This window comes from Streptomyces sp. NPDC002671 (assembly GCF_053592475.1).
On the sequence record NZ_JBSFVU010000021.1, the window covers coordinates 1 to 14983 of the forward strand.

General features: G+C 70.4%; 13 protein-coding genes and 2 pseudogenes. 9 read left to right on the top strand and 6 right to left on the bottom strand.

The annotated features are described in order from the left end of the window. Positions 1–122: 122 nt before the first annotated feature. Positions 123–398, top strand: a pseudogene (locus ACWD35_RS29030) (transposase); the annotation flags it as partial. A 76-nt stretch (positions 399–474) separates the two neighbouring features. Beyond that, positions 475–786: a hypothetical protein gene (locus ACWD35_RS29035; protein ID WP_451354274.1), complete on the top strand. Its 312-nt coding sequence runs from the start codon at positions 475–477 to the stop codon at positions 784–786. Positions 787–926: 140 nt separating this feature from the next. Here ACWD35_RS29035 and ACWD35_RS29040 read toward each other — a convergent pair whose 3' ends face one another. From ACWD35_RS29040 to ACWD35_RS29050, 3 genes are all read right to left on the bottom strand, one after another. Continuing rightward, on the bottom strand, positions 927–1592 hold the full coding sequence (locus ACWD35_RS29040; RefSeq protein WP_451354421.1) for a nitroreductase: 666 nt from the start codon (positions 1590–1592) through the stop codon (positions 927–929). A gap of 67 nt (positions 1593–1659) precedes the next feature. Continuing rightward, positions 1660–2388, bottom strand: coding sequence for an SDR family oxidoreductase (locus ACWD35_RS29045; protein ID WP_451354275.1), 729 nt, complete (start codon positions 2386–2388; stop codon positions 1660–1662). A 132-nt stretch (positions 2389–2520) separates the two neighbouring features. Then, positions 2521–3189, bottom strand: a complete 669-nt coding sequence (locus ACWD35_RS29050) for a nitroreductase (protein WP_451354276.1) — start codon at positions 3187–3189, stop codon at positions 2521–2523. Positions 3190–3338: 149 nt separating this feature from the next. On the opposite strand from ACWD35_RS29050, the gene ACWD35_RS29055 reads away from it, so the two are divergent. Beyond that, the gene (locus tag ACWD35_RS29055) at positions 3339–3989 is read left to right on the top strand and encodes an FMN-dependent NADH-azoreductase (RefSeq protein ID WP_451354277.1); all 651 of its coding nucleotides are present in this window, start codon (positions 3339–3341) and stop codon (positions 3987–3989) included. Positions 3990–4142: 153 nt separating this feature from the next. On the opposite strand, the gene ACWD35_RS29060 is transcribed toward ACWD35_RS29055, so the two are convergent. Beyond that, positions 4143–4628 carry a MarR family winged helix-turn-helix transcriptional regulator gene (locus ACWD35_RS29060; protein ID WP_451354278.1) on the bottom strand — a complete coding sequence of 162 codons (486 nt, stop codon included), beginning with the start codon at positions 4626–4628 and terminating at the stop codon, positions 4143–4145. A 371-nt stretch (positions 4629–4999) separates the two neighbouring features. On the opposite strand from ACWD35_RS29060, the gene ACWD35_RS29065 reads away from it, so the two are divergent. The 4 genes from ACWD35_RS29065 (at position 5000) to ACWD35_RS29080 (ending at position 9127) form a co-directional block, all read left to right on the top strand. Beyond that, positions 5000–6292: an esterase/lipase family protein gene (locus tag ACWD35_RS29065; RefSeq protein ID WP_451354279.1), complete on the top strand. Its 1293-nt coding sequence runs from the start codon at positions 5000–5002 to the stop codon at positions 6290–6292. An 11-nt stretch (positions 6293–6303) separates the two neighbouring features. Further along, positions 6304–7332 (top strand): alpha/beta fold hydrolase, encoded by a 1029-nt coding sequence (locus tag ACWD35_RS29070; protein ID WP_451354280.1) that lies wholly within the window; start codon positions 6304–6306, stop codon positions 7330–7332. After that, on the top strand, positions 7329–8783 hold the full coding sequence (locus ACWD35_RS29075) for a carboxylesterase/lipase family protein (protein ID WP_451354281.1): 1455 nt from the start codon (positions 7329–7331) through the stop codon (positions 8781–8783). Before ACWD35_RS29070 ends, ACWD35_RS29075 begins: the two co-directional genes overlap by 4 nt. A 95-nt stretch (positions 8784–8878) precedes the next feature. Further along, positions 8879–9127 (top strand): hypothetical protein, encoded by a 249-nt coding sequence (locus tag ACWD35_RS29080; RefSeq protein WP_451354282.1) that lies wholly within the window; start codon positions 8879–8881, stop codon positions 9125–9127. Between the two features lie 7 nt (positions 9128–9134). On the opposite strand, the gene ACWD35_RS29085 is transcribed toward ACWD35_RS29080, so the two are convergent. Next, positions 9135–10343, bottom strand: a complete 1209-nt coding sequence (locus tag ACWD35_RS29085; RefSeq protein WP_451354422.1) for an Ig-like domain-containing protein — start codon at positions 10341–10343, stop codon at positions 9135–9137. A gap of 148 nt (positions 10344–10491) precedes the next feature. On the opposite strand from ACWD35_RS29085, the gene ACWD35_RS29090 reads away from it, so the two are divergent. After that, entirely contained in the window at positions 10492–10680 is a 189-nt protein-coding gene (locus tag ACWD35_RS29090) for a hypothetical protein (RefSeq protein ID WP_451354283.1), read from the top strand. 228 nt (positions 10681–10908) lie between these two features. On the opposite strand, the pseudogene ACWD35_RS29095 reads toward ACWD35_RS29090, so the two are convergent. After that, positions 10909–11751, bottom strand: a pseudogene (locus ACWD35_RS29095) (RNA repair domain-containing protein); the annotation flags it as partial. Between the two features lie 222 nt (positions 11752–11973). Between ACWD35_RS29095 and ACWD35_RS29100 the strand changes: the two are divergent. Beyond that, the gene (locus tag ACWD35_RS29100) at positions 11974–14787 is read left to right on the top strand and encodes a SpoIIE family protein phosphatase (protein ID WP_451354284.1); all 2814 of its coding nucleotides are present in this window, start codon (positions 11974–11976) and stop codon (positions 14785–14787) included. The last annotated feature ends 196 nt before the right edge of the window (positions 14788–14983 follow it).

The window sequence follows — 14983 nt, forward strand, 5'->3', positions numbered from 1 at the left end:
TTACGACGGCGGTGGCTATGCCGTCAGCGTCCACAGCAGGTGAGGATGTGCGGGACGTCTTGAGCACCCGCGCCCGCACCCGCCAGGCAGCCGGCAGCGCGGCCAACTCACACGCCTATTAGGCGTATTCCTCCCGCGCCAACCGCGCCTACTTACGCAGGCGCGGGATCCGCAGCACCATCCCGGAGCCAGCCGACCAGGCCAGCCACCGCAAGCGCCGCGGCAGTACCGGCGGGCGCCCTCCCGCCTTCGACCGTGGGGACTACAAGGCCCGCCACGCGGTCGAGTGCGGTATCAATCGGCTCAAACGCAACCGTGCGGTGGCCACCCGCTTCGACAAGCTCGCCGTTCGCTTCGAAGCCACCCTGCACATCGCCGCCATCAGCGTTTGGCTGTGATCCGGCCCTGGTGTCACAGCTGCATGCCATGCTGGCCGTCGGCGACCAGTCGGCAGGTCGAGGGGAGACAGATCCGATGGGGGCTCGGTACTACTGCGCCGACAGTGAGAACGGCGACCACATCGATGCCCCCTCCGAGGACGCCCTGTTCATGCTGATCGGCGACCTCAACGACACGGACAACACCTTCGTCGTCATCCAACCCGACGATGACGGCCCGGCCTGGTTCACCTCCGTCGCCGTCCAGGATGAAGGCGGCTACGAGATCGTCCGCCGCGACACCACACGCCATGAGCACGAGGTCACCACCGACACCGACATCAGCCGGATTGCCCGCGACCTCACCATCTGGATGGCCGCCCGAGATTTCCCGGGCCGCCAGACATGAAGGCCGGCAGGGTCTAGAACACGGCCTAGTCAGCCGGCCTGCCCCGAGCAGGTGGGACATCCGCGGCGAAGCTCTTCCGTCCCGGCCGCCCGGCCGCCCGGCCGGCCGTGATCGTCACGCAGTCGCTGATCTACCCGTATCTATCCCCCGACGAACGTGACGGTCTCGTCGAGCGGCGCCCGGCCCGTACGGACGTAGCCCACCGTGCGGTCCTCGAAGCCGATCGACATGCCGCAGAAGAGGATGAGCTCGTCCGGGGGCGACAGGATCTCCGCGACAGTCCTGCGGTACACCGACCACGCCATCTGCGGGCAACTGTGCAGCCCTTCGGCGCGCAGCAGCAGCATGACCGTCTGCAGATACATGCCGACGTCGGACCACTGAGGCCGGCCCATGTCGCGGTCGATGTAGCAGAACAGGGCGGCGGGCGCACCGAAACAGTCCCAGTTCGCCGCAGCGGCCCGCTGGCGCGCCTCCCAGTCCTCGCGCTCGATACCGAGTGCGCTGTAGCGCTCATGGCCGAAGGCAGATCGGCGCTCGTGGTACGGAGACTTCAGTGCGGGCGGGTACATCTCGTACTCCCGCTCGTCCCAGGGGTCGCATGCGGCCACCCGCTCGCCGGCGCGCTTCTTGAGCTCGGCCAGCGGCCCACCGGTCACCACGTAGGAGCGCCACGGCTGGAGGTTCGATCCGGACGGCGCCCAGGCCGCAGCCGACAGCACCCGCTCCAGCACCCGTCGCGGGACGGGCCGGTCGGTGAACCCGCGCACCGCCCGTCGGCTCGTGACCGCCTCATAGACATCCACGATCATCTACGTCCCTCGATCATCTACCGCTCTCAACTGCTCCATGGACACGCAGGAGGCGGGGATGTCAGGAGAGCCAGTCGGTGTAGCGGGTGGGGGCGAGGCGGGCGTTCTTGTCGGTGAGGACGTCGCCCTTGACGACGGCGAACATGCCGGCGGTGGGGTCGGTGACGACGGTACGGCTGTCGCCCTTGCGGGACAGGGTGATCCGGCCCAGCTCGTCCAGGGGGAAGACCTCGGGTCCTGCGATGTTGCGGATGCCGTTCAGCGGAGCCCCGGCGGCGACCTCCGCCACCGCCTCGGCCACGTCCTTGGAAGCGATGGGCTGGATAGGTGTGGCGGGCAGCCGGACGGTGTCGGCGTCGGCGGTCCAGGACAGGACTGCGTCCATGAAGTCCATGAACTGCGTGGCCCGGACGATCGAGTAGGGGATCGGCCCGGCCGCGAGGATCTTCTCCTGGAGCGCCTTGGCGCGGTAGTAGTCCAGCTCCGGCACCTGGTCCACGCCGACGATCGAGAGGATGACGAAGTGGCCGACGCCGCCCTTGTGGGCCGCGGCCAGGAGGTTGTCCATCGAGGTCTGGAAGAAGGCCAGGGAGGCTTCGTCGAAGGTCGGGGAGTTCGTCAGGTTGACGACGACGTCGGCTCCCGCCACCGCCTCGTCCAGTCCCTGACCGCTGATGATGTCGACTCCGGTGGACTTCGAGTGCGGTACGGCCTCGTGTCCGGCGGCGTTCAGGTTCTTGACGACCCGCGAACCGATCAGTCCGGTACCGCCGATGACTGCGATCTTCATGACGTGCCTTTCATCGGGATTACTGCGCAATATGGCATATGCAACGCTATGTGGGCGGGGCATGAAACGGCTCGCTGATCGACCGAGTTCGCTGATCGACCAAGTTCGCCGGTCGGCCAAGGAAGGGTGGCGTCAGAGTCCGTCGACGAACGTGACCGTCTCGTCGAGCGGCGCCCTGCCCATGCGGGCGTCACCCGCCGTGACGTCTTCGAACCCGATCGACATGCCGCAGAAGAGGATGAGTCCGTCCGGGGGTGACAGGACCTCCGCGACGGTCCTGTGGAACTTCGCCCAGGCCATCTGCGTGCAGCTGTGCAGCCCTTCGGTACGGAGCAGCAGCATGACGGTCTGCAGATACATGCCGACGTCGGCCCATTGGGGCGAACCCATGTCCTTGTCGAGGTAGCAGAACAGGGCGGCGGGCGCACCGAAACAGTCCCAGTTCGCCGCTGCGGCCCGCTGGCGCGCCTCCAGGTCCTCACGCGGGATGCCGAGTGCACCGTAGCGCTGCTCACCGAAGGCGGACCGGCGCTCGCGGTACGGGGACTTCAGGTCGGGCGGGTACTGCCGGTACTCCGGCTCGTCCCAGGGGTCGCCCGAGGCCAGGCGCTCGCCGGCGCGTTTCTTGAGTTCGGCCAGCGGGGCGCCGGTCAGCACGTAGGCGTGCCACGGCTGGATGTTCGATGCGGACGGCGCCCAGCCTGCGGCGGACAGCACCCGTTCCAGCGTCTGCTTCGGGACGGGCCGGTCGGTGAACGCGCGCACCGCCCGTCGGCTCGTGACCGCCTCATAGACGTCCATGATCGTCCGCCTCCCTCTCGGGCCAATGGACCTATCTTCGTCGCACTCGCTATGGTATCACTCAATACCGTATCGAGTGAAACTAACTCGCTCCACGAATCCCCGCCCCTTGGTTCCCCGCCTCGGGCACTGCACCTTGGAGAAAGCCCATGACCACGCTGCTGCACATCGACTCGTCCGTGTTCCACGGCGAGGCGTCCTCGTCCCGTTCGGTCACGGCCGCCTTCCGCAAGGCATGGCAGGAGCAGCACCCGGAGGGCACGGTGATCTACCGCGACCTCGCCACGGACCCTGTCCCGCACATCACCGCCGACGCCTGGTCTGCCGGTTACGCCGCCCCGTCCGAGCGCACCCCGGAGCAGTCCGCCGCGTTCGCCGCGCGCGTGGAGCTCATGGAGGAGTTGGAGCGGGCGGATGCCGTCCTGATCGGCGCCCCCATGTACAACTTCTCGATCCCGTCGACCCTCAAGGCGTGGCTGGACAACGTGCTCCTGCTCGGCCGCACCGCCGGCGAGACCCCCTCCGCCCAAGGCACCCCGGTCATCGTCGTCGCCAGCCGCGGCGGCTCCTATGCGCCGGGCACCCCGCGCGAGGGCTTCGAGTTCGTACAGAACTACCTGGAGGCCGTCCTCAAGGGCACCCTCGGCCTGGCCCTCGACTTCATCGTCCCGGAACTCACCATGGCCCCGCGCAACGCGGCCATGTCGGACCTGATCCCCCTCTATGAGGCTTCACGCAAGCGCGCCTTCGAGGACGCGACCAGCAAGGCCAAGGAACTCGCGGAGCGCCTGGCCGCGTAGCGCCGGGCCGCGGACGCCGCATGCCGTATGAGGCCAAGCATGGGCGCACCCGAGAGCAAGGGTGTGGCCGAGACCAAGGGCGTGGGCGGAACCGAGGGCGCGGCAGAGACCGAGGGCGCGGGCGGGCGGCCGACGACCGGTGTGCCCGCGCCGTCACGCCTCGTCGTCTGCCGGATGGGCAAGCCGGGTCAGCAGATCCGTCAGCTTCTCGGGCTCGCCGGGCCCCAGTTCGGCAACCAGACGCTCGGCCAGCGGCTCCGCCGCCACATGGACTGTGTCGAAGAGCTCCCGCCCCTGAGGGGTGATCTCCACTGCCCGCACCCGCCGGTCCCCCGGAACGGCCTTGCGTACGGCCAGCCCCTTCCGTTCCAGGTCGTCCACGACCCGCATGATTCCGGCCTTGTCCGACCCCGTCGCCGCCGCCAGATCCCGCTGCACCGTGGGTCCGTGATTGACCAGCTCGATCAGCACCGCGAAATGCCGCAACTCGATGCCGAGCGGCCGAAGCGCCTCCCCCATGACCGCGGCCGCACGCCAGTGCGCCCGGCGCAGCAGCAGACCGAGAGCGAAGGGCGACGTATCGCCGGGGCGATCGGTCGCATGCGAGGCGGGGGTTCGGTGAGAAACGTCAGCGGCCATGAGGCCAGACTACGTCATTCGATACGGTATCGCCTGAAACTAAGTGACTCGCAGGCGCCGTGGGTCTGGCCCCCAGGCGCCGTGGATATGGTCCCCACGCGCCACGGATGTGGGCGACCTTCAGGAGCTCCGGCCTCACCGTCCGGCCGGCCTCCGCGTAGACGTGAGACGGAACCAGGTGGTGCGGCGGGAGAAGGGCGTGGCGGCCCCCCCCGCAGGCCCCGTCGGCGGGCGTCAGTGGCCGAAGACCCCATACCGTCTATCCCTCTTGTGGGGCCCGCACACATGCCCCTTCCGGGCGACCCTTGCCTAGCGTGTGCGCCGAGTAGACAACGAAGTCTCACGGTTTGCGGCCTAAGGAGGTCCAGGAGATGCGGTACGGAGGAAACCGCCGGGGGTGGTGGCGGCGGCTGCTGCTCGCGTTGCTGGTCTCGGTGGCGGTCGGGCTGCCGGCCGCCGGTGGGAGGGCGGCAGCCGCCGGGCTGCCCTCGTACCTCACCCTGGAGGCGAGCTATGGCGCCGGCACCGTCAGCAACGGCTGGGAGCGGGTGGAGCGTTACCTCGACACCACCAGCGGGTTCCGCGCCGAGGGCTTTCCGCAGGACGGCAGGGGCGACCAGGACGGGAAGCGGGTCACCTACTTCGGCGGGGTCTCGCGCCCGTACTCCGGCCGGTTCCTGCTCTACTCGGCGCCCGGCTGGGACACCGGCAGCAGCACCACACCGGTGCTGCTGGTGCACGGTGCGAATGACACCGCGGACCGCGCCTGGGCCAACCCGGGCGAGGCGGGCGGCTACGGGTGCGGCGCCGCGTCCTGTCCGTCCACCGGGCTGATGCAGTACCTGTCCGAGCGCGGGCACCGCGTCTTCGCCGTCGGCTTCGCGCACAAGCAGGGCGACAACCTGATGCAGGCGCAGATCGTCGGCGACGCGATCGCGGTGATCAAGGCGAAGCTGGGCGTCAGCAAGGTCGACCTGGTGGGCTGGAGCAAGGGCGAGATGTCGACCCGGGCGTATGTCTCCTCGGTCAAGCCGAGTTGGGGGCGGGCATACCCCGGGGACGTACGCCGGCTGATCACCGTGGGCGGCCCCAACGGCGGCTACGACTATCCGTACGCGCACGGCTGGGCGCATGACTTCTCTATCTGGCCGGAGTGCGGCGGCAAGGTCAACGCCCCTTCCCCGCACTCCCAAATGACCTGCTACGGCCTGTACACCGCACACCCCGAGTTCTCCATGACACCCTCCGGCGGCTACGACAACTACCCCGGGCAGCGGCAGATGCTGGCCCGCTGGGACGGGGTGTACGGAGTCGACGGCGCCGCGCAGGACTGGTACACGACCTACTACGGCGGCCAGGGCTTCTACACCGCGGGCAGCGGCATCCAGGCCGCCATCGACGCCGGGTCGCTGATCAAACCGCTGCACGACGCCGGGGTACCCGCCTCCGTCACCACCTATCTGCTGGCCGGCGGCTCCCCGGACGTGCTGGGGATCTTCAACGAGAACCGCGGGCCCAGCGACGGGGTGGTCTTCATCTCCAGCGCGCTCGACACCACCGGCATCGCGACGGTCGGCGGCAAGGCCACCATCTCCGGCGCCAACCACCTGGAGCTGGGCTGGAACAGCTCGGCCGCCGTACAGATCGCCGACTGGCTCGCATAAAGGGACCACACATGAACGCCAATCCAGTCCGTACCCGCCGGGTGCCCACAGACCGGCTGACCATGCAGATCACCGAGGTACGGGAGGAGGGCGAGCCGGTCGTCTTCGTCCACGGCAATGTGTCCTCGGCCGCCTTCTGGCGCACCACCCTGCCCCTGCTCCCGGAGCGCTACCGGCCCGTCGCGCCGGATCTGCGCGGCTTCGGCGGCACCGACCCGCTGCCCATCGACGCCACCCGCGGGCTGCGCGACCATGTGGACGACCTCGCCGCGCTGCTGGCCGCCCTCGGGGTAGCGCGGGCGCATCTGGTGGGCTGGTCCATGGGCGGCGGAGTGGTCATGCAGTACCTGCGCGAACACCCGTCCGCGGTGCGCTCGCTGACCCTGGTCAACCCGGTCTCCCCCTACGGCTTCGGCGGCACCCGCGGGGCGGACGGAACCCTCAACTCCGCGGACGGGGCCGGCTCCGGCGGCGGCACCGCCAACCCGGAGTTCGTCGCCCGCCTCGCCGAGGGCGACCGCGGCGAGGACTCCCCGCTGTCCCCTCGCGCGGTACTGGCGAGCTGCTACGTCAAGCCGCCGCTGCGCCCCGACCGCGAGGACGAGTATGTGGAGGCCATGCTCACCACCCGCACCGGAGCGGACCACTATCCGGGCGACACCAAGGCCACCACGGCCTGGCCGGGCATGGCCCCCGGCGCCCGGGGCGTGCTCAACTCCCTCTCCCCGCTCCACTTCCGGGTCGACGACCTGCATCTGATCGACCCCAAGCCGCCGGTGCTCTGGATCCGCGGCGAAGATGATGTCATCGTGTCGGACACCTCGATGTTCGACCTGGCGCATCTGGGCGCGATCGGCGCGGTGCCGGGCTGGGACGGCACCCCCGCCCAGCCGATGGTGGCGCAGACCCGCCATGTCCTGGGGCGCTATGCGGCGTCGGGCGGCGCGGTGCGGGAGGTCTGCATACCCGGCGCCGGACACGCGGTGCACCTGGAACGTCCCAAGGAGTTCGGCTCGGCACTGCTGGAGGCCCTGGTATGACGGTGTGCATCACTCGGCAGGGCGCCAGCCGCGGCAGCCTCTCCGCGGACGGGGTGGCGTCCTTCCTGGGCATACCCTACGCCGCCCCGCCGTTCGGCGAGCTGCGGTTCCGCCCGCCGGCCCCGCCCGAGCCGTGGACGGGCGTGCGTGACGCCCTGTCGTACGGGCCGACGCCGCCGCGGGCCCCGTACCCGCCGCCCTTCGACGCCCTGGTCCCGGAGGACGTCCGGCCCGGTGAGGACTGCCTGAACCTCAACATCTGGACGCCCGCCCCGGAGCCGGGGGCCGGGCTGCCCGTGATGGTGTGGGTGCACGGTGGGGCGTTCCAGAACGGCTCCGGCTCGACCGCGGCGTACGACGGCGGCGCCTTCGCCTGCGACGGGGTCGTCTGCGTCACCTTCGACTACCGTCTGGGGACGGACGGCTTCCTGCACCTGCCCGGTGCCCCCGACAACCGCGGTCTGCTGGACCAGGTGGCCGCCCTGCGCTGGGTGCGCGAGAACATCGCCGCCTTCGGCGGTGACCCCGACCAGGTGACGGTCTTCGGCGAGTCGGCCGGCGCGATGAGCATCGGCCAGCTGCTCCTGCTGGACGAGGCGCGCGGACTGTTCCGCCGGGCGATCCTGCAGAGCGGCGCCTGCCACCACTTCCTGCCCCCCGCCACGGCGACCAGGATCGCGGCCCGTCTGGCGGCCAAGCTCGGTATCGAGCCGACCCCGGATGCCTTCGCCGAGGTCCCGCTCGCCGAACTCATCCCCGCCCAGGGCGAACTCCGCACCGAGCTGAACACCCGTCCGGACCCGGCGGTATGGGGCGAGGCGGTGCTCAACATCATGCCCTTCGAACCGGTGAAGCCCGGTCTGTCCCTGCCCGGCCCCGACCTCGGCGTGGAGCTGCTGATCGGCAGCACCCGCGAGGAGTACCGCTTCTTCCTGGTCCCCACCAAGCGCATGGACGCCATCTCCGAAGACCGTCTGCACGCCTTGGCAGCCGCCTACGGCCTCGACCCGGACCAGGCCCTCCCGGTCTACCGTGCCACCCGCCCCACCGCCACCCCGGGCGAACTCCTGGAGGCGCTGGCCACCGACTGGTTCTTCCGCGTTCCCGCGATCCGTCTCGCCGAGGCCGTCCCCGGCTCGTACCTCTACGAGTTCGGCTGGCGCTCCCCGCAGTACGGCGGCCAGCTCGGCGCCTGCCACGCCCTGGACCTGCCCTTTGTCTTCGACCGCCTGCACGACCCGCGCTATGCCGCGCTGCTCGGCCCCTCCCAGCCGCCCCAGGCCCTCGCCGACGCGATGCACGGGGCGTGGGTCTCCTTCGCCAGGACGGGCGACCCCGGCTGGCCCGCGTACGACACGGCCACCCGCACCACCATGATGTTCGGCACCGAGCCGGTCCCGGAGGCCGACCCGCGCCCGGTGGAGCGGGCGCTCTGGGAGGGGCGGCGCTGAGCCCCGCGCATTCGCCGCGCTGGCAGGTCAGCAGCCGAAGTGCCGCTGGAGCGCCACCAGGCCGGCGCGTCCACCAGTTCGCCGAGGTGTACGGCGTGGGCGGGCTCGGCTGCGTGGTCAGCCGGTCCATCGGGCCGCCTGGGGCGACAGACGACATGGGCAACCGGCCGGAGGCCCTGGGCCTGGCATCCCTGTTCATCGACGGCGTGGTGGTGCTCCTGGGCGTGTCGGCATTCACGGAAGGGCGAGGGCTGTTCGAGCGCCCCGACGCCGCAGGCGGCGGCCGGCATGGTGTCGGCCGCCGCCTGGCGGGAGGGATTCAGGTTCAGATGCGTACGGAGTGACGTGGCGTCAGCTGGTCGCGCTCCCCGCGACCCACTCGCTCCACGGCATGTTCCAGTCGCTGAGGCCGTTGTCCGGGGCCAACATGGTCTTGTCCGCGGAGTTCTTGATGATCACGACGTCACCGATCATCGAGTGGTCGAAGAACCACGCGGCGGGCTGCGTGCCGTCGCCGCCGCCCCTGACGTCCTTCAGACCCACGCAGCCGTGGCTGGTGTTGACCTTGCCGAAGACCGAGTCGGCACCCCAGTAGTTGCCGTGGATGAACGTGCCGGAGTCGGTCAGGCGCATGGCGTGCGGTACGGCCTTGATGTCGTACGAGGGCTTGCCGTCCTTCTCCATGAGGCCGACGGTCGCACCGTTCATGTGGATGTGCCGGAACTTCTCGGAGATGACCATCTGACCGTTGTACGTCGGGTGCTCGGGGCTGCCGGACGAGATCGGGATGGTCCTGATCGTCTTGCCGTCCCGTACGACGGTCATCTGCTTCGTCTTGGCGTCGACCGTGCTGATCTGGCTCCGGCCGATCTTGAACGTGGCCGTCTTCTGGATGCCGTGGAGGGTGAGGTTGACGGTGACGGTGGAGCCGGGCTGCCAGTAGTTCTGGGGACGGAAGTCCAGGCGGTGGTCGTTGAGCCAGTGACCGACGACCCGCTGGCCGCTGCTGGAGCTCACCTGGATCTTCGACTCCACGGCGGCCTTGTCGCTGATCGCCCTGCCGAAGTTGACCGTCACCGGCATGCCCACGCCGACGGTCGAGCCGCTCTCGGGGGAGAGGTGCCCGATGAAGTCGTTGGCCGGGGAGACCGTGGTGATCGTGGCGTTCCCGGTGGCGGAGCGGCCCTTGGCGTCCTCGGCCTCTGCGGCGACCTGATACTTGGTGGCCCGCTCCAGCTGGCCGTTCGGCTTCCAGGACGTGCCGTCCGCGGACAGGGTGCCCGGAATCTCGGCACCGGTCGCGACGGCGGTCATGGTCACCTTGGTGAGCTTGCCGTTGCTGACGGTGACCTTGATGGGGTCGTTGATCCCGACGTTGTAGGCACCCTGCCCGGACGTGATCTTTATTCGGGCGTCGGAAGCATCCTGGGCGCCCGCCTGATCTGCCTGCGCCTGCGATTTCGGGTGATTCCCGGTGTCGTTGCCGCTGGTGGCAGCGTTGCTGGTGCCGCCGAGGGCCGTGAGTGCGAGTACACCGCCGAGTACGCCGGCCGGAGCCATCAGCCCGATGCGTCGCTTACGTACCGTGATCAAACGCTTCTCCCATACCACTGGTCGTTGAATCCCTGGAGCTGGTTACCGGAGGAGTGCAACCAGCTCTGCAGAACCACATTTATGCATGCATCCGTCCTGAAGTGGACAAATTGTGGTGAATTCCACGCGTGGCGAGAGCGTCGCCGAGGGCAGCGGCACCGCCTTCGTGAACGGTGTGCACGCCGCCGTTCTCGTCATGGAAGGCGCCGTTGGCAGCGTGCTCGGCGTCCCGCCACCGCCCAAGCGCTCGAATATGCGCGCGGTGCACGGCACACCGGCTGGGAGCCCGTGCGTGCGTGCCTGACAGCGACTACGGCGGCTCAGTCATAGGGCCGACTGCTCGGCGAGCGCGGGCTGGTGGGGTGGATCCGCGAGCACGGCATGCTCGTCAGCGGAGGCTCGAACACTCCGCCCATGCGACCTGAATCCCTGGCGGCGCTTGCCCCGCCTGGCTATGGCCTCACCTGCCGGTGATCTCGGAGAGCCATGCCGTGTCCTGCGGGTCCGGCGCTTCGAGGCCGGGTGCGGGCAGCCAGTGGATCTCGCCCGTGCGCAGGGCGATCGTGGCCCGTGGCCGCATCGGCCCGTCGCCCCTGCGTGAGAGCAGGACGAGTTCCCAGACTGTCGCCGTCATGGCGTCGAGCCGGGTGGCGCAGTCGGTGCTGACTCCCCGCGGATCCTGGGTCCGGCCCAGGGACAGATGCGGGGTGAAGTCCTTGGCGGGCCCACGGCAGCGCGGGAACCGCTGCTGCAGTACGCGGTGCAGGTCCGTCCACGGCGCCTTGCCGGCCGCCGTCGGGTCGAGCCACACGGTGAAGTACGCCTTGTGCCGGAAGGTGCACACCCCGTCCAGTCGGGCGGTGAAGACCGGCGCCTCGGCCGTCGCCGCGGCGAGCAGCGGGGCGGCCCGCTCGAAGCCGGACTCCGGTACGAAGCCGAACAGCACATTGACGTGCGGCGGCCAGCGGTGGATCTGCGGATCGTAATCCCGGCGGATGTCCTGGATCGGCGGCCACAGCTCCGCAGGCGGGATCCAGGCCAGCGCCGTGCGGGCTGTCGGGGACACATCGAGAACGCCGACGGGCTCGCCCCTGCCCCAGTTCGTGTCGAAGCTCAGGTCCGCTTGTGGATCCCGCACCCGGCCGGCGCCCGACGCGTCGATGCGGTCCACACCCGTGGCCCGGTCCCAGACCACCTCGCCGTCCGCCTCGATGAACACCACCCGGTGCCACGGGATGTCGCCCCCGGGCACGAAGGAAGACAGCGGGATGCGTTTGAAGGCACCCCCGCGCTGCCTGATCCCCAGCACGAACCGGGCCGGGTCGAACCGCTGGTCCCAGCGGACCCGGTGATAGATCTCGTCGCTGGTTCGCATGACGCCTCCACTCCCGCCGTCACACCTCCTCCTCCAGGGTGCCGCCCACCCTGCCCTCGATGGTTGTCCATCACGTACCGCGACCCCTCAGGTGTGGTGTGTGACGGAGGGCTTGGCCCGCTTGCCCAACGCTCCGCGGTACGGCGGGCACACCTGCCGCCCCTGCATGGCCGGTCCGGCCGTCCGGAAACGATAGACGCCAAGAAACGATAGAAAGGTGATATGGGTGATGTTTCGGGACGATCCGGGCGCGGTGGGGCTGATGCGTCCAGGCCGCGTCGTAGGCGACGGGCGTGGCGGTCGCCGCGCTCGCTGCTGAGTGTGCGCAGCCTCGCCGGCCAGGTCTTCCTGCTGCAGCTGGCGGTCGTGGCGCTGCTCGTCGCCGCCACCTTGCTGGCACTCGTGGTGCAGGGCCGACGCGACATCATGGCGGACGCCCGGACCCGGACGCTCACCACGGCGCAGGCGTTCGCCAACGCCCCGGGGGTCGTGGCGACGCTGCACAGTGCGAACCCGAGCGCGGTGCTGCAGCCGCACGCCGAGGCGGCCCGGAAGGCCGCGGGCGTCGACGCCATCATCGTGTACAAGCTGAACGGGATCACCCTCACCCACAGCGACCCGCGCCAGCTCGGGAAGCACGTCATCGGGCCGTACGCGCAGGCGGCGACCGGCAAGCCGTTCACGAGCACCTTCCAGGGGGCCCTGGGGCTCTCCGTGGTCTCGGCGGTCCCCGTCAGAGATCCCGACGGCTCGGTCATCGCCATCGTCGCCGTGCCCGTCACGGTCGAGAACGTGCAGCACAGGGTGCACCGGCAGCTGCCGGTCCTCGTCGGCGGCGCCGCCGCGGCCCTCGCCGTCGCCGGGGGCGGGTCGGCCCTGGTGAGCCGCCGGTTGCGCCGGCAGACCCATGGCCTGGGGCCGAGCGAGATGACCCGGATGTACGAGCACCACGACGCGGTCCTGCACTCCGTACGGGAAGGGGTGCTGATCGTCGGCGGTGACGGCCATCTGCTGCTGGCCAACGACGAGGCACGGCGGCTGCTGGACCTGCCGGCCGACGCGGAGCGGCGGCACGTCACCGATCTGCGGCTGCCCGAGGACCTCGCCGGGCTGCTGGCCTCCGACCGACCCGCCACCGACGAGGTGCATCTGGCGGGCGACCGGCTGCTCGCGGTCAACAAGCGGCTCACCGCACCCCACGGACCGGCCGGCAGCGTGGTCACGCTCCGCGACACCACCGAGCTGCAGGCTCTCACCGGCCGGGCGGAGGTGGCGCGCGAACGGCTGAATTCGCTGTACGACGCCGGGCTGCGGATCGGCACCACGCTCGACGTGAAGCGCACGGCCGAGGAACTGGCCGAGGTCTCGGTGCCCCGGTTCGCCGACATCGTCACCGTCGAACTGCTGGACCCGGTCCTGCGCGGCGAGGAGTCCGCCGGTGCGAACGCCCGCATCAACGAGCTGCGCCGCAGCGCCGTCGCCGGTCTGGACGCGGACCATCTCCTCCACCCCGCCGGCAAGCTGATCCAGTTCGTCCCGGACCACCCCGTCTCCAGGGCCATGGCCGACGGCCGCCCGGTCCTGGTCGGGGACCTGAGCGCCTCCGACGGCTGGCTGGCCCAGCACCCCGAACGCGCCCGGCGGATCCTCGACCACGGCATCTGCTCTCTGCTCGTGGTCCCGCTGCGAGCCCGCGGCGTGGTGCTGGGAGCGGTGGCCTTCTGGCGCGCCGAGGGCTCCCCGCCTTTCGAGGACGACGACGTGTCCTTCGCCGAGGAGCTGGCCGCCCGGGCGGCGGTGTGCATCGACAACGCCCGCCGCTACACCCGCGAGCACACCATGGCCGTCACCCTCCAGCACAGCCTGCTGCCCCGCGCGCTGCCCAAGCAGTGCGCCCTCGACGTGGCCTATCGCTACCTGCCGGCCCAGGCCGGGGTCGGCGGGGACTGGTTCGACGTCATCCCGCTGTCCGGCACCCGGGTCGCGCTGGTCGTCGGCGATGTCGTCGGCCATGGTCTGCACGCCGCGGCGACCATGGGCCGGCTGCGCACCGCCGTTCACAACTTCGCCACCCTGGACATGCCCGTGGAGGAGCTGCTGGGCCGGCTGGACGAGCTGGTGGCCCAGATCGACGCCGAGGAGGCCGCCGCCGCGGAGGACGGGCAGGGGATGATCACCGGGGCGACCTGCCTGTACGCCGTCTACGACCCCACCTCCGGGCAACTGGCCCTCGCCACCGCCGGCCATCCGGGACCGGCGATGGTCCGGCCCGACGGAAGCGTCGACTTCCCCCAGGTGCCCGTCTCCCCGCCCCTGGGGCTCGGTGCCGGCCTGCCGGTCGAGACCGTCGAGCTCACCGTGCCCGAGGGCTCCCGGCTGGTGCTCTACACCGACGGACTGATCGAGGACCGCACCCGCGACCTGGACGTCGGTCTGGAGGCCCTGCGCGAGGCTCTGACCGGGCCCGACCGCACGCCGGAGGCCACCTGCGCGGCGGTGACGGAAGCCATGCTGTCCGAACGGCCCAGGGACGACATCGCGCTGCTGGTGGCCCGCACGCGCCGGCTCGGACCAGAGCAGGCCGCCGAGTGGGAGGTGCCCCGCGACCCGGCGGCGGTGGCCCCGGTACGCACTGCCTGCACCCTCCGGCTGACGGAGTGGGGCCTGGAGAACATCGCCTTCAACGCCGAACTCATCGTGAGCGAACTGATCACCAACGCCATCCGCTACGGCACCGAGCCCATCGCCCTCCGGCTGCTCCGCACGGGGCCGGCCGGCGGCCCCGACCCGGGCACCCTCATCTTCGAGGTCTCCGACGGCAGCAGCACCTCGCCCCGGCTGCGCCGGGCGAAGGTCACCGACGAAGGCGGGCGCGGACTCTTCCTCGTCGCCCGGCTCTCCGAACGCTGGGGGACCCGCTACACGTCCACCGGCAAGGTCATCTGGGCCGAACAGTCCCTCCGCGACGGCGCCACGCCGGAGATGGAAGGACTCGGCGAGATCCTGCTCGGCGAATGGGACGACACGACACTGTGAGGAGAGCGAGTACGTCCTCTTCCTCTGTGCCGTGTGCGTATGTGCTGCGTGCGTACGGAGTCCGCCTTCCGCCGGGGGACAGGCGCTGGGCGCGGGCTTTCCCGGCGACATTCCGCCGTCGAGGCGGCCGGGTACCCTGGCCTCGATGACCACTACGCCGGCGCAGTGGCCCCGAGGAAGCCAGGAGACACAGCGC